We start from the raw sequence: 13,879 nt of genomic DNA, 5'->3' as shown, positions 1-13,879 counted from the left end.
GACTCCCGACTCCCGAATCCCGGCTCGTTCATGACCCTCCCCCGCCACCTCGCCGTGATCATGGACGGCAACGGCCGATGGGCGGCGCGGCGGCGGCGGCCGCGGATGATCGGCCACCGGGCCGGCGCGCGCGCGGTCAACCTGTGCATCGACTTCTGCCTCGAACGCGGGATCTCCGCGCTCACCCTGTTCGCGTTCTCCAGCGAGAACTGGGGCCGGCCGGAGGAAGAGGTCGGCGCGCTGATGAAGCTGTTCCTCAATGCGCTCGAACGTGAAGTCGTGGAGCTGCACCGCCGCGGCGTGCGCGTGCGCTTCATCGGCGAGCGCGAGCGCTTCAGCGCGCAGATCCGCGAACGCATGCAGGCCGCCGAGGCGCAGACCGCCGGCAACACGCGCCTGGCGCTGAACATCGCCGCCAGCTACGGCGGCCGCCAGGACATCGCCATGGCGGCGCGTTCGCTCGCGCAGGATGTGGCCGAGGGACGGCTGGCGCCCGACGACATCGACGAGGCCGCCGTGGCCTCCCGCGTGGCGCTGGCCGACCTGCCGCCACCCGACCTGTTCATCCGCACCGGCGGCGACATGCGGATCAGCAACTTCCTGCTGTGGCAGCTCGCCTACACCGAGCTGTGGTTCACCGATACCCTGTGGCCCGAACTCGACGCCGCGACACTGTCGCGCGCGCTCGACGACTTCGCCCGGCGCGAACGCCGCTTCGGCCTGACCGGCGAGCAGGTCGCCACCCTGGAGACACCTGCATGACCCGTACCCGCGTGATCGCCGCCCTGCTGATGGCGCCGCTGGCGATCCTGGCGATCCTGTTCCTGCCCACGCCGTGGATGGCGGCGCTGGCGGCGGTGGTGTTCCTGGCCGGGTTGTGGGAATGGCTGAAGCTGGCCGAGGTCGACGACACCCTGCACCGCACCATCCTGCTGCTGCTCAACCTGCTGCTGATGGTGCTGATGGTGTGGGCGGCGCAGGGGTCGTTCGTGCTGCTGCAGATCGTCGCCGTGGCGGGCGTGGGCTGGTGGCTGCTGGCGCTGCTGTGGCTGCGCTTCTACGACTTCGCCTCCGACCACGACACGCATGCGCGCGCGTTCAAGCTGGCCGCCGGCACGCTGGCAACGCTGGCTGCGTGGTGCGCGCTGGTCCTGATCCACGGCGACCAGCCGGTGCAGGCCGACCCGCCGATGGGCCACCGCTGGCTGCTGACGGCGCTGGCGATCGTCTGGGCGGCCGATTCCGGCGCCTACTTCGCCGGACGCCACTTCGGCGGCAGGCTGTTCAAGGGCCGCAAGCTGGCGCCGCGGATCAGCCCCAACAAGACGGTCGAAGGTCTCATGGGCGGACTGCTGGCCGGCATCGCCACCGGGCTGGCCTTCGGCTGGCTGGCCGGCGCCACGCCCGCGCAGCTGCCGGCGCTGGCGCTGGTGGCGTTCGTGACGGTGCTGTTTTCGGTGGTCGGCGACCTGTTCGAGAGCCTGCTCAAGCGCCACGTCGGCGCCAAGGACTCGGGCAGCGTGATCCCGGGGCACGGCGGTATCCTCGACCGCCTCGACGGCGTGCTCGCCGCCCTGCCGGTGTTCCTGCTCGGCAAGGAACTGCTCGGCTTCTGACATGCCGGTTCCCGACATGCCTGCTTCCACCACCATGCAAACGGTCGCCGTCCTCGGAGCCACCGGCTCGATCGGTTCGTCCGCGCTGGACGTGATCGCGCGCCACCCCGGCCGCCTGCGCGCATCGGTGCTGGCCGCCGGCAGCAACGTCGACGCGCTGCTTGGCCTGTGCCGCCGCCATCGCCCGGACCACGCCGCGATCGCCGACCCGGACCTGCATGCAGCCCTGCGCGACGGCCTGGCGGCGGCAAGGCTGCCGACGCAGGCCCACGCCGGCATGGACGCGATCGCCGAACTCGCATCCGGCGACGCCTGCCAGACCGTGGTCGCCGCCATCGTCGGCGCCGCGGGGCTGGATTCGACCCTGGCCGCGGCGCGCGCCGGCAAGCGCCTGCTGCTGGCCAACAAGGAGTCGCTGGTGCTGGCCGGCGAGCTGCTGATGGCCGCCGCGCGCGAGGGCGGCGCGTGCATCGTGCCGATCGACAGCGAGCACAACGCGATCTTCCAGTGCCTGCCTGAAGCGGGGGCTGGGGACTGGGGGCCGGGGACCGGGGAAAGCAGTTGCCCGCGGCATGACGGGCTGCGGCGGATAGTGCTGACTGCCTCGGGCGGGCCGTTCCGGGGGCGCAGCCGCGAACAGCTGGCCGACGTGACCCCGGCGCAGGCGATCGCCCACCCGAAGTGGTCGATGGGGCCGAAGATCTCGGTCGATTCGGCCACGCTGATGAACAAGGGCCTGGAGGTGATCGAGGCCCACCACCTGTTCGGCCTGCCGGGCGACCGCATCGACGTGCTGGTGCACCCACAGAGCCTGGTGCACTCGCTGGTGGAGTTCATCGACGGCTCCACGCTGGCGCAGCTGGGCCTGCCCGACATGCGCACCGCGCTGGCGGTGGGCTTCGGCTGGCCGCGGCGCATCGAATCCGGGGTCGCCGGCCTGGACCTGCTGGCCCATGGACGGCTGGACTTCGAAGCCCCGGATACCGACGCCTTCCCCTGCCTGCGCCTGGCCTACGCCGCGCTCGAGGCGGGCGGCACCGCGCCGGCGACCCTCAATGCAGCCAACGAAGTGGCGGTTTCATCGTTTCTTCAGGGGCGGATCGGTTTCCTGTCGATTCCCGCCCTTGTCGAGGAGACACTGGCGGCGCTGCCCGCCGCGCCCGCCGCTTCGCTGGACGCGCTGCGCGACGCCGACGTGCGCGCGCGCAGCCATGCCATGAAGCTGTCCACCCGCATGACCGCCACTTGAGCCCGCCTGCCATGAACGCGCCCTCATGAGCACCCTCGTTGGATCCCTGTGGTGGTTCGTCATCAGCCTCGGGCTGCTGGTGACCTTCCACGAGTTCGGCCATTACTGGGTCGCGCGCCGCAACGGGGTCAAGGTGCTGCGCTTCTCGGTCGGCTTCGGCAAGCCGTTGTGGTCGCGCCGCGGCCGCGACGGCACCGAATACGTGATCGCGGCGATCCCGCTGGGCGGCTACGTCAAGATGCTCGACGAGCGCGAGGCCGACGTCGACCCGGCGGAAGTCGACCAGGCCTTCAACCGCAAGTCGGTCTGGCGCCGGATCGCGATCGTCGCCGCGGGCCCAGCGGCCAACCTGCTGCTGTGCGTGCTGCTGCTGTGGGCGATGTTCGTCGTCGGCCGCCCCGGCTACGCGCCGGTGGTCGGGCACGTGGAAGGCATCGCCGCCGAATCCGGCCTGCGCCGCGGCGACACCGTGCTTGCCGTCGGCGACCGCGTCTTCCAGACCTGGGACGGCATGCAGATGGCGCTGCTGCCGCACGCGCTCGACCGCGAGGACGTGGGCCTGCGCGTGCGGGACGCCGGCGGCGTTGAGCGCGTGCGCGAACTGGAGCTTTCCGCCCTGCCCGAGGGCCTGGACGAGCGCAGCGTGCTGTCCGGCATCGGCCTGACCGCGCGCCAGGCGCTGCTGCCGCCGGTGGTGGGCAAGGTCCGGCCCGACACCCCGGCCTGGGGCGTGCTGGCAGAGAACGACCGCATCACCGCCATCGACGGCCAGCCGGTCGAATACTTCGACGACATCGGCCCGATGATCCAGGACCTCGGCGGACAGGGCGGCGAGGTGATGGTGGAAGTCGAGCGCGAGGGCGAGCGCCTGGCCCTCCCGGTCACGCCGAAGCTGGCCTCGCAGGCCGGCCGCGGCGATTTCTGGATGCTCGGCATCGAGCCGGCCCGGCGCAGCGAACTGCCGCCCAAGGACGCGGTCGAGCATTACGGCCCGCTGGCAGCGGTTCCGGCCGCGCTGCGCGAGATGCGCTACCAGACCGTGCAACTGTTCGAAATGGTGGGCCGCGTGTTCTCCGGCCGCGTCTCCGTGCAGAATTCGGTGGCCGGGCCGATCACCATCGCCCGCGCCGCGAACGCCTACGCCCAGCAGGGCGTGGCCTGGTACCTGACCATCCTCGCGCTGCTGTCGCTGAGCCTGGGCATCCTCAACCTGCTGCCCATCCCGCTCTTGGACGGGGGTCACCTGTTGTATTACCTTATCGAGTTGGTCAAGGGCAGCCCGTTAAGCGAGCGTGCGATGGCCGCAGGGCAGTATGTCGGCCTGGCCCTGCTGGCGGGACTCATGGGTCTGGCGTTCTACAACGACATCCTGAACAACTTCGTGCGGTAGCTGTCCAAACCCGGCCCCGACCGCCCAGCGGCGTGGCCACGACTCCCACCTGGATTTGATTTGATGACGCGTACCCCCACCCGCCGCCTGCTTGTCCTTGCCCTCGCCACGGCCATCACGGCCCCCGCCGCCTGGGCCCAGGAAACAGTCGATCCGCAGGCCGCGTTCGGCATCGCGCCTCCCCAGCCCGCCGCGAACGAACTGGCGCCAGCCGCCAGGCGCGACAGCAGCTTCACCGTCAGCGACATCCGCGTCGACGGCCTGCAGCGCATCGGCGCGGGCACCGTGTTCACCTACCTGCCGATCGAGCGCGGCGACAGCGTCAACCAGTCCGACATCGGGCAGGCGATCCGCGCGCTGTACAAGACCGGCTTCTTCGAGGACGTGTCCATGGGCCGCCAGGGCGACATCCTGGTGGTGAACGTGGTCGAGCGCCCGGCGATCAACAAGCTGACGGTCACCGGCAACAAGGATATCCAGGAAGAGGAACTGCTCAAGGGCCTGTCCGACATCGGCCTGTCCGAGGGCGAGACCTTCAACCGCCTCAGCCTCGACCGCGTCACCCAGGAACTCACCCGCCAGTACAACAACCGCGGCAAATACAACGTCGAGATCTCCCCCTCGGTGACCAAGCTCGACCGCAACCGCGTCGACGTGACCCTGGCGATCAAGGAAGGCAAGGCGGCGAAGATCCGCCACATCAACCTGGTCGGCAACGAGAAATTCGAACAGGAAGACCTCACCGATTCGTGGGAGTCGGCAGAGAGCAACTGGCTCAGCTGGTACCGCCGCGACGACCAGTACTCGCGCGAAAAGCTCTCCGGCGACCTGGAAAAGCTCAACAACTACTACCTCGACCGCGGCTACGTCGATTTCAGCGTCGACAACACCCAGGTCGCGATCAGCGCCGACAAGCGCGACATGTTCCTGACCATGGGCGTGACCGAGGGCGAGATCTACAAGGTGTCCTCGGTGGAACTCACCGGCGACACGGTCCTGCCGAAGGAGAGCGTGGAGAAGATGGTACTGGTCAAGCCGGACCAGACCTTCTCGCGCGCGCTGCTGGAGCTGACCTCCAACTCGATCGTCGCCACCCTGGGCAACATCGGCTACGCGTTCGCGCAGGTGAACCCGATCCCCGAGATCGACCGCGAGAACCGCACCGTGGCGATCAAACTGCAGGTGGTGCCGGGCCCGCGCGTCAACGTGCGCCGCATCGTGTTCAAGGGCAACACGCGCACCTCCGACGAGGTGATGCGCCGCGAGATGCGCCAGTTCGAGGGCGCGTGGTACTCGCAGGTCGCGATCGACCGTTCGAAGGTCCGCCTGCAGCGCCTGGGCTTCTTCGAACCGGGCAGCGTCGACGTGCAGACCGAGCCGGTCCCGGGCACCGCCGACCAGGTCGACGTGGTCTTCAACGTCAAGGAAACCACCTCGGGCAGCTTCGTGTTCGGCCTTGGCTATTCCCAGCTGTCGGGCGTCACCACCTCGGTGCAGCTGTCGCAGAACAACTTCCTGGGCAGCGGCAACCGCGTGTCGGTCGAGGCGCAGCGCAACGTCTACCTGCAACGCTACTCGTTCTCGTTCCTCAATCCGTACTTCACCGATGGCGGCCTGTCGCTGGGCTACAACGTGTGGTGGCGCGAGTTCGACAACTCCGAGTTCAACACCGCGCAGTACTCGTCGACCAGCGCCGCCGGGCAGATGGTGCTGGGCGTGCCGATCACCGAGTCGGATTCGGTCAGCGTGCTGTTCGGCATCGACCGCAACGAGATCAACACCTTCCGCGGCTACACGCCAGACAGCATCGTCGACTACATCGACGCGTTGGACACCAGGACGTTCCATTCCTGGCGCAGCGAACTTGCCTGGGCGCGCGACACCCGCAACGACTACCTGCAGCCGACCCGCGGCACCCTGCAGCGCGTCTCGCTGGAAACCACCCTGCCCGGCTCGACCGTGCAGTTCTACAAGCTCAACTACGAGTTCTCCAAGTACTGGCCGATCTCGCGCGCACTGGTACTCAACACGCGCTTCGACCTGGGCTACGGCGACAGCTACGGCTCGGACGCCGTGCGCGTGTTCTGCCAGACCAACCCTGGCCAGCCGCCGACGGCGCCTTCTGGGATGGAGATGGCCGCGGCGCCCGCGGACTGCGCGCCGGGCTCGACCTACGACAAGACCCTGGTCGCGACCGGCCTGCCGTTCTTCGAGAACTTCTACGCAGGTGGCGCGCGCTCGGTGCGCGGCTTCCGCGACAACACCCTGGGCCCGCGCGAAGCGGCTTCGCTGAGCACGTACAGGCAGCCTCTGGGCGGCTCGCTGAAGACAGTGGGCTCGCTGGAGATGTTCTTCCCCACGCTGTTCGACAGCCCGGCCGCGCGCATCTCCGCGTTCGTGGATTTCGGCAACGTGTTCAAGGACGTCGACGCCTTCGACGCCAATGAGCTGCGCGTGTCCACCGGCATCGCGCTGATGTGGCGCGCGCCGGTCGGCCCGATCTCGATCAGCTATGCGTTCCCGCTGCGCAAGGGCGACGACGACGAGCTCGAGCGCCTGCAGTTCACCTTCGGCGGCGCGTTCTAGCGCCGCGCGGGGCAGCAGCCCAAATGACCGGGCCCTCCTACTCCGTCGCCGAGATCGCCAAGCGCTTCGGGCTCGAACTTCGCGGCGACGGCGATACCGTGATTTCCTCCGTGGCGACGCTGGCCCGCGCCGGCGCCGGCCAGCTCGCGTTCCTGGCCAACCCGCGTTACCGCAGCCAGCTGGCCGAATCGGCGGCTTCGGCCGTGGTCATGCGCGCCGATGACGCGCAGGGCCATTCCGGCACGGCACTGGTTGCCGCCGATCCCTACGTCGCGTTCGCGAAGGTGGCCGCGCTGTTCGACCCGCCGCCGCCGCTGCAGCCGGGCATCCATGCCAGCGCCGTGGTCGATCCTTCCGCGCGGATCGATCCGCAGGCGCAGGTCGGCCCGTTCGCCAGCATCGGCGCGCGCTCGCGCATCGCGGCCGGCGTCGTGGTCGGCCCAGGCTGCGTAATCGGCGAGGACTGCGAAATCGGCGAAGGCAGCGTACTGGTCGCGCGCGTGACCCTGGTGCGCCGCGTGCGCCTGGGCAAGCGCGTACTCATCCATCCCGGCGCCGTGCTCGGCGCCGACGGCTTCGGCCTGGCGATGGACGCGGGGCGCTGGATCAAGGTGCCGCAGCAGGGCGGCGTGGTGGTCGGCGACGACTGCGAGATCGGCGCGAACACCACCATCGACCGCGGCGCGATCGAGGACACCGTGCTCGGCGAGGACGTGCGCCTGGACAACCAGATCCAGATCGGCCACAACGTGCGCATCGGCGCGCACACCGCGATGGCCGGCTGCGCGGCGGTGGCCGGCAGCGCGACCATCGGCAGCCATTGCCTGGTCGGCGGCGCGGCGGGCATCCTCGGCCACCTGGAGATCTGCGACCGGGTGATGATCACCGCGATGAGCCTGGTCACCCACTCGATCCGCGAACCGGGGGAGTATTCTTCCGGGATTCCGCTCATGCCCAACCGCGAGTGGCGCAGGAACGCCGCGCGCTTCAGGCAACTCGATACACTGGCGCGCCGGGTCAACGCCCGCGAGAAGACGCCGCGCGACAAGGAGGATTGATGTCCGCACCCGTGACCATGCCGATCGACATCGCCGAAATCTGGCGCATGTTGCCGCACCGCTACCCGTTCCTGCTGATCGACCGCGTCATCGAGTTCGAGTCGGGCAAGCGCGTGCTCGGCTACAAGAACGTCAGCGCCAACGAGGCGTTCTTCCAGGGCCACTTCCCGGACAAGCCGGTGATGCCGGGCGTGCTGGTGATCGAGGCGCTGGCCCAGGCCGGCGGCATCCTCACCCAGCTCACCAGCGGCCGCAGCGCGGCGGGCCGCCTGTCGTACCTGGTCAAGATCGACAACGCCAAGTTCTCGCGCATGGTGGTGCCGGGCGACCGCCTCGACCTGGAGGTCACGATCAAGCGCGAGATCCGCAACATGACCCAGTACTGCGGCACGGCCAGCGTCGACGGCCAGCAGGTCGCCAGCGCCGACATCCTCTGCGCCGAGGTCAAGGTCTGACGTGGCGCAGGCATCCATCCACGCCAGCGCGGTAGTCGATCCGTCGGCGCAGCTCGGCAGCGGCGTGGAGGTCGGCGCGTTCACCGTCATCGGCGCGGACGTCGAGATCGGCGACGGTACCCGCGTCGGCCCGCACTGCAGTATCCACGGCCCGACCCGCATCGGCCGCGACAACCGCGTCCACGGCCACGCCGCGATCGGCGGCGACCCGCAGGACAAGAAGTACGGTGGCGAACGCGTCGCGCTGGAGATCGGCGACGGCAACGTGATCCGCGAGTTCGTCACCATCAACCGCGGCACCGGCGGTGGCGGCGGCACGACCCGCATCGGCGACGACAACTGGCTGCTGGCCTATACCCACGTCGCCCACGACTGCCAGGTCGGCAGCCACTGCGTGTTCTCCAACAATTCCACCCTCGCCGGGCACGTGGAGATCGGCGACTGGGTGATCATGGGCGGCTTCGCCGGCGTGCACCAGTTCTGCCGCATCGGCGCGCACGCCTTCATCGGCATGGGCGCGCTGGTCAATGGCGACGTGCCGCCCTACCTGCTGGTCGCCTCCGACGACTACGGCCGCCCGCGCGGGATCAACAGCGAGGGACTCAAGCGCCGCGGCTTCGACGGCGACCGCATCGCCGCGATCAAGCGCGCCTACCGCGCCGTGTACGTCGCCGACGGCAGCCTGGCCGACGCCAGGCAGAAGCTCGCCGGCATGGCCAGCGACAGCGCCGACGTGCGCGACTTCCTCGACTTCATCGAGCGCGGCGAGCGGCCGTTGGCGCGTTAGGGCCGTGATTCGGGATTCGGGATTCGGGATTCGGGAAAAGCAGGCTGACGACGCCCGCGCGGCCGCTTCGCCGAATCCCGGTTTTCAACAGCCGAACGGCTGGTCATCCCGAATCCCGAATCCCGCGCCAAAGCGCATCGCGCTTTGCGCCGGCGAAGCCTCCGGCGACCTGCTCGGCGCGGGCTTGATCGAACAGCTGCGCACGCGCTTCCCGGATGCGCAGTTCGCCGGCATTGGCGGCGACGCGATGCGCACGGCCGGCTTCGAGGCCTGGCACGGCGCGCAGGAACTGGCGGTGATGGGCTTCGCCGAAGTGCTCGCGCACCTGCCGCGGCTGCTGAAGCTGCGCCGCCGTTTCCGCCAGCGGGTGCTGGACTGGAAGCCGGATGCCTTCATCGGCATCGACGCGCCGGACTTCAACCTGGGCGTGGAGAAATGGCTCAAGCAGCGCGGCGTGCGCACGGTGCACTACGTCAGCCCGTCGGTGTGGGCGTGGCGGGAGAAGCGCGCGGAAAAGATCGGCCAGAGCGCCGACCGGGTGCTGTGCCTGTTCCCGATGGAGCCGGCGATCTACGCGCGGCACGACGTCGACGCACGCTTCGTCGGCCATCCGCTGGCCGACGCGATGCCGCTGGAACCGGACCGCGCCGCCGCACGCGCGCAGCTCGGCCTCGATGCCGACGCTCCCGTGCTCGCGCTGCTGCCCGGCTCGCGACTGGGCGAGATTTCACGACTGGGTGCGCCTTTCCTCGCCGCCGCCGCGAAGGTCGCGGGCGAAATCCCCGGCCTGCAAGTCGTCATCCCCGCCGCCAACGCGGCGTGCCGGCAGGCGCTCGAAGCATTGCTTTCCGGATTCCCGGCACTCGATCCCCGGCCCCTGCTCCTCGACGGGCAGGCCCGAACCGCGATGGTCGCCGCCGACGTGGTCCTGCTCGCCTCCGGCACCGCGACGCTCGAAGCGATGCTGGCGAAGCGGCCGATGGTGGTCGGCTACCGCATCGCACCGCTCACACACGCGATCGTCAAAGGCATGGGCATGTTGAAGGTCGACCGCTACGCACTGCCGAACGTGCTCGCCGGCGCAGACCTGGCGCCGGAGCTGATGCAGCACGACTGCACGCCCGGGAAGCTCGCCGAAGCGGTGCTGGGCTGGTTCCGCAATCCCGGCTCGGTGGCATCGCTGCAAGCGCGTTATCTAGAGATCCACGAGGAGCTCCGCCAGGATGCGTCATCCCGCGCCGCGGACGCGGTTGCGGAACTCGTCGGGGACGTCCCTCGCGGCTGAAAGCGTTGCCGCGGCCGCGGCATAATCACGCCATGCCCGCGATGCCCGCCGAGTTGCCTCTCCCCGTTCCCGATGCCCCGCCCTTCGTCGCCGGCATCGACGAGGCCGGCCGCGGCCCGCTCGCCGGGCCGGTCGTCGTGGCGGCGGTGGTGTTCGCGCCCGGGCGCACGCCGGTCAACGGCCTGGACGACTCCAAGCAGCTCACCGCAGCGCGCCGCGAAGCACTGTACGCCCGCATCGTCGAGCGCGCGCTGGCGTGGAAGGTCGTGTTCGTCGAAGTCGAAGAGATCGACCGCGTCAATATCTTCCAGGCCACGATGCTCGGCATGCGTCGCGCATTGGAGGGCGTGCTGCCGGCGCTCGAAGGCGGCGGTTGTCTCGCCCGCATCGACGGCAACCACCTGCCGCGGCCGCTGCCATGCCCTGCCGAAGCATGGGTCGGCGGCGACGCGCGCGACCGCTCGATCATGGCCGCCTCGATCCTCGCCAAGGTCGCGCGCGACCGCTTCATGCGCGAGCTGCACGACGCCTGGCCGCAGTACGGCTTCGACCTGCACAAGGGTTATTCGACGCCCGCGCACCTGGCGTCGCTGCGCGCGCACGGCCCGTGCCCGCAGCACCGGCGCAGCTTCGCCCCGGTGCGCGAGGCGCTGGCAATGCCCGAAGCGGAGCCCGCGCTTATTTCTCGATGATGATGTGCGGGTCGAGGACGTGGCCGTTGGCTTCCACGTCGTATTTGTAGTCGCCCGTGTTTTCCGCGGTGATCGCGACTTCCTGGTGCAGCCCCGGTTCCGACTCGACTTCAAGCGACGACGTCGAAATCATGCTGCGGCGATCGCGGGGCGGCGTCCCCTTTTCCACCGAGCCGGGATCGCCGTCGAACCTGAGCGTGAACGGTGTCTGGTCGGACGCCGGGCCGCGCCAGGTGACGGTGGCGCCGACCTTGACCTTGCACGAATCCGGGGCGACCACCGGCGTCCCGTCCGCGGCGTAAGCCACCTCGATGTAGTCCGGGCAGGTAGCACAGGCGGACAGCAGCACGGGCAGGGACAGGCCGAGGAACAGGGCGGGCAGCAGCGGAACCTGGCGCATGGCGACCTCCGGGGGATCCGGCGCAGGGGCGCCGGTTGTTCTCGCCCTAGTGCCTACGCGCTTCGGCCCGCCCGGCGGCCAGCGGTGTATCCGCCAGCCCGCGCAGGATGGGCGAGGCGCGGATGCGGCCGGGATCGACGCCCTCCTTCCGGGCCGTGTCCAGCCGCCGGCGCGCCTGGTCGATATCGCCCAGCCTGGCCAGTGCCTGCGCCGCCCACAGCGATACTTCGCCGCGTTCGGTGCCCAGCGCCTCGGCGCGCATGAGCAGTTCGCGCGCCGCGTCGGCCTGGCCGAGATTGGCCAGGTACCAGGCGGACGAGGCGAGCGCCTGGGCGTCGTCCGACTTGATGTCGACGTAGGGCTGCGCCAACTCGACCGCGCGGCGATACATCGCCTGCGCCTCGTCGTCATTCCCGCCCTGGGCCACCAACGCGTCGCCGAGGTTGCCCCAGCCGCGGTAGTCCTCGGGCCTCAGGTCCGCCGCCTGTCGATACATCCGCGCGGCCTCGGCGTAGTGGCCCGCTTCGTACTGGATGGTGCCCAGGTTGCTCAGCACGCCATAGCTCGGTGCGATCAGCAACGCATGCCGGAAGGCCTCGACGGCCTCGTCCTTGCGGCCCGCGGCCAGGTACATGCCGCCCAGCCCGCTCCAGGCCTTGACCTCCCGGGGCTGCAGCTGCGTCGCCTTGCGATAGGCCTCGATCGCACCATCGATGTTGCCGTCGGCGTACTGCAGGTAGCCGATCCCGCGCCAGGTCTCGCCGTCGCCGGGCCGCAGCGACAGCGCGCGGTGCAGGTATTCCAGCGCCAGTTCGGTGCGGCCATTCGCGCCGTGGACATTGGCGATGCCGATGTTGGCGTCGGCGGCGAATGCGGGGTCCTCGAGCGCACGGGTGTACTGCTCGATCGCCTTGGCCGACTCGCCGCGCACGCGGTACAGGTCGCCGAAGGCGAGGCTGAGTTCGTGCAACCCGGGATCCATCTGCGCCGCGCGCTGGCAGGCTTCGAGGGCGCGGGCATAGGCGTCGGCTTCGCGCGCGGACTCGAAGTTCCCGATTTCCGCGCGACAGATGCCGGCCTGGGCCCGCGCGAACCCGGAATCGGCGCTGAGCGCCTGGTTGAAGTAGCCGACCGCACTGGCCAGGTGGTCTGCTTCCCCGCGCGCCTGCAGGCGGTCCAGCCCCTTGAGATAGGCGTCGTAGGCAGCGATGTTGCGGGTCGGTGCCAGTCGCCTGGCAAGCGTGCCGGATTGCCCGGGGATGACGCCCAGCAGCGCGCGCACCACCTCGTCGGCGATCTCGCTCTGCACGTCGAACACGTCCGACAGCTCGCGGTCGTAGCTGTGCGTCCACAGGGTATAGCCGGTATGCGTGTCGGACAGGCGCGCGTTGACGCGCACGCGCTTGCCCTCGCGGCGGATGCTGGCGTCGAGCACGGTCGCCACGCCGAGCTTCCTGCCCAGCGCCCTGACGTCGGGCGCTTCGTCGCCGGCGATGGCGCCCGGCGCGGCACGCGCGGCCACCTTGATGCCCGGCACGCCGGCAAGCGCGGCGTGCATCTCCACCGCCAGCCCTTCGGCGAAATAGCGGTCGCCGTGGTTGTTGCTGAGCGTGGTGAACGGCAGCACGGCGATCGATGCCTCTGCGGGACGCGGGATGGCCGGCGCGCGGCCCTGCAGCCACCACGCTGCAGCCAGCGCCAGTACGAGGACGACTGCCATCGCCAGCCACGCCCGGGTGCGCCGGCGTCGGCGCGGCGATGCGGAAGGCGACGGGCCGGCAGCGGGCGCGGATTCGTCGCCCGGCGCTGCGGCAAGCGCGCCTTCTTCGGGCATGGCGTCGAGCGCACCTGCGGGCTCGTGTTCGAGCGCCTGTGCCGGCTGCGCTTCCTGTTCCAGGTCGCGCGCCTGCGCCGGGCCCGGCGCGGGGGATGCCGGCAGTGGCCGGGCTTCGCGGCCAGTGGCCGGCTCGGCGGCAACATCCGCCGGATCGTCGCCGGTTTCCAGCACGCCGATGAAGCGATATCCCATTGCGTGCTGGGTCTGGATGTAGCGCGGATGGTGGGAGTCGTCGTCCAGCGCGTGGCGCAGCTGCGCGATGGCGCGGGTGAGCACGCCGGGGGTGACGTGGCGGTGGCCCCAGACCAGGTCAAGCAGTTCGTCGCGCTCGAGCAGTTCGCCCGGGCGCCGCAACAGCGCCAGCAGCACGGCGAAGGTCTTGGGTTCGATTTGTTGCAGCGCACCAGCGCGAACGAGGGTATGCGCCGGCGCATCGACCACGATATCGCCGAAGCGATAGTGCCCCGTGCCTCCCTCCCGGTCCGGTGCTGCCAGCTTCATCGCCAGCTCCTCACGCAATCACG

At 69.9% G+C, this 13,879-nt stretch carries 12 protein-coding genes; 10 read left to right on the top strand and 2 right to left on the bottom strand.

What is annotated here, in order from left to right; translation table 11 throughout:
- Positions 1–30 precede the first annotated feature (30 nt).
- From uppS to ACFONC_RS13435, 10 genes are all read left to right on the top strand, one after another.
- The gene (gene uppS, locus ACFONC_RS13480; RefSeq protein WP_386744908.1) at positions 31–762 is read left to right on the top strand and encodes a polyprenyl diphosphate synthase; all 732 of its coding nucleotides are present in this window, start codon (positions 31–33) and stop codon (positions 760–762) included.
- Entirely contained in the window at positions 759–1,616 is an 858-nt protein-coding gene (locus tag ACFONC_RS13475) for a phosphatidate cytidylyltransferase (protein WP_386744906.1), read from the top strand. The genes uppS and ACFONC_RS13475 overlap by 4 nt, the downstream gene beginning before the upstream one ends.
- Positions 1,617–1,632: 16 nt before the next feature.
- On the top strand, positions 1,633–2,865 hold the full coding sequence (locus ACFONC_RS13470; protein WP_386744904.1) for a 1-deoxy-D-xylulose-5-phosphate reductoisomerase: 1,233 nt from the start codon (positions 1,633–1,635) through the stop codon (positions 2,863–2,865).
- A 25-nt stretch (positions 2,866–2,890) separates the two neighbouring features.
- Positions 2,891–4,255 (top strand): RIP metalloprotease RseP, encoded by a 1,365-nt coding sequence (rseP, locus tag ACFONC_RS13465; RefSeq protein WP_386744902.1) that lies wholly within the window; start codon positions 2,891–2,893, stop codon positions 4,253–4,255.
- 171 nt (positions 4,256–4,426) lie between these two features.
- Complete coding sequence (bamA, locus tag ACFONC_RS13460) at positions 4,427–6,841, top strand: outer membrane protein assembly factor BamA (RefSeq protein ID WP_386745162.1); 2,415 nt, start codon at positions 4,427–4,429, stop codon at positions 6,839–6,841.
- Between the two features lie 23 nt (positions 6,842–6,864).
- Complete coding sequence (gene lpxD, locus ACFONC_RS13455) at positions 6,865–7,899, top strand: UDP-3-O-(3-hydroxymyristoyl)glucosamine N-acyltransferase (RefSeq protein WP_386744900.1); 1,035 nt, start codon at positions 6,865–6,867, stop codon at positions 7,897–7,899.
- Positions 7,899–8,354: a 3-hydroxyacyl-ACP dehydratase FabZ gene (fabZ, locus tag ACFONC_RS13450; RefSeq protein WP_386744898.1), complete on the top strand. Its 456-nt coding sequence runs from the start codon at positions 7,899–7,901 to the stop codon at positions 8,352–8,354. Before lpxD ends, fabZ begins: the two co-directional genes overlap by 1 nt.
- 1 nt (position 8,355) lies before the next feature.
- Entirely contained in the window at positions 8,356–9,141 is a 786-nt protein-coding gene (lpxA, locus tag ACFONC_RS13445; RefSeq protein ID WP_386744896.1) for an acyl-ACP--UDP-N-acetylglucosamine O-acyltransferase, read from the top strand.
- A gap of 7 nt (positions 9,142–9,148) precedes the next feature.
- Positions 9,149–10,426 carry a lipid-A-disaccharide synthase gene (gene lpxB, locus ACFONC_RS13440; protein ID WP_386745160.1) on the top strand — a complete coding sequence of 426 codons (1,278 nt, stop codon included), beginning with the start codon at positions 9,149–9,151 and terminating at the stop codon, positions 10,424–10,426.
- Positions 10,427–10,458: 32 nt separating this feature from the next.
- Positions 10,459–11,118, top strand: coding sequence for a ribonuclease HII (locus ACFONC_RS13435; RefSeq protein ID WP_386744894.1), 660 nt, complete (start codon positions 10,459–10,461; stop codon positions 11,116–11,118).
- Here the strand turns inward: ACFONC_RS13435 and ACFONC_RS13430 are convergent.
- A complete protein-coding gene (locus ACFONC_RS13430) occupies positions 11,105–11,518 on the bottom strand; it encodes a hypothetical protein (RefSeq protein ID WP_386744892.1) in 414 nt (137 codons plus the stop codon). The two genes, ACFONC_RS13435 and ACFONC_RS13430, sit on opposite strands and share 14 nt — an antisense overlap.
- A 46-nt stretch (positions 11,519–11,564) precedes the next feature.
- Positions 11,565–13,856, bottom strand: coding sequence for a tetratricopeptide repeat protein (locus ACFONC_RS13425; protein ID WP_386744891.1), 2,292 nt, complete (start codon positions 13,854–13,856; stop codon positions 11,565–11,567).
- Positions 13,857–13,879: the final 23 nt, after the last annotated feature.

It is taken from the genome of Luteimonas soli (assembly GCF_042648865.1).
Lineage (GTDB): Bacteria > Pseudomonadota > Gammaproteobacteria > Xanthomonadales > Xanthomonadaceae > Luteimonas > Luteimonas soli.
This window is presented reverse-complemented; position numbering and strand designations above follow the sequence as displayed.

What these genes read in the sequence shown, in the direction of transcription:
- uppS (WP_386744908.1), top strand. Translation starts at nt 31, where the DNA reads ATGACCCTCCCCCGCCACCTCGCCGTGATCATGGACGGCAACGGCCGA.
- ACFONC_RS13475 (WP_386744906.1), top strand. Translation starts at nt 759, where the DNA reads ATGACCCGTACCCGCGTGATCGCCGCCCTGCTGATGGCGCCGCTGGCG.
- ACFONC_RS13470 (WP_386744904.1), top strand. Translation starts at nt 1,633, where the DNA reads ATGCCTGCTTCCACCACCATGCAAACGGTCGCCGTCCTCGGAGCCACC.
- rseP (WP_386744902.1), top strand. Translation starts at nt 2,891, where the DNA reads ATGAGCACCCTCGTTGGATCCCTGTGGTGGTTCGTCATCAGCCTCGGG.
- lpxD (WP_386744900.1), top strand. Translation starts at nt 6,865, where the DNA reads ATGACCGGGCCCTCCTACTCCGTCGCCGAGATCGCCAAGCGCTTCGGG.
- fabZ (WP_386744898.1), top strand. Translation starts at nt 7,899, where the DNA reads ATGTCCGCACCCGTGACCATGCCGATCGACATCGCCGAAATCTGGCGC.
- ACFONC_RS13435 (WP_386744894.1), top strand. Translation starts at nt 10,459, where the DNA reads ATGCCCGCGATGCCCGCCGAGTTGCCTCTCCCCGTTCCCGATGCCCCG.
- ACFONC_RS13430 (WP_386744892.1), bottom strand. Translation starts at nt 11,518, where the DNA reads ATGCGCCAGGTTCCGCTGCTGCCCGCCCTGTTCCTCGGCCTGTCCCTG.
- ACFONC_RS13425 (WP_386744891.1), bottom strand. Translation starts at nt 13,856, where the DNA reads ATGAAGCTGGCAGCACCGGACCGGGAGGGAGGCACGGGGCACTATCGC.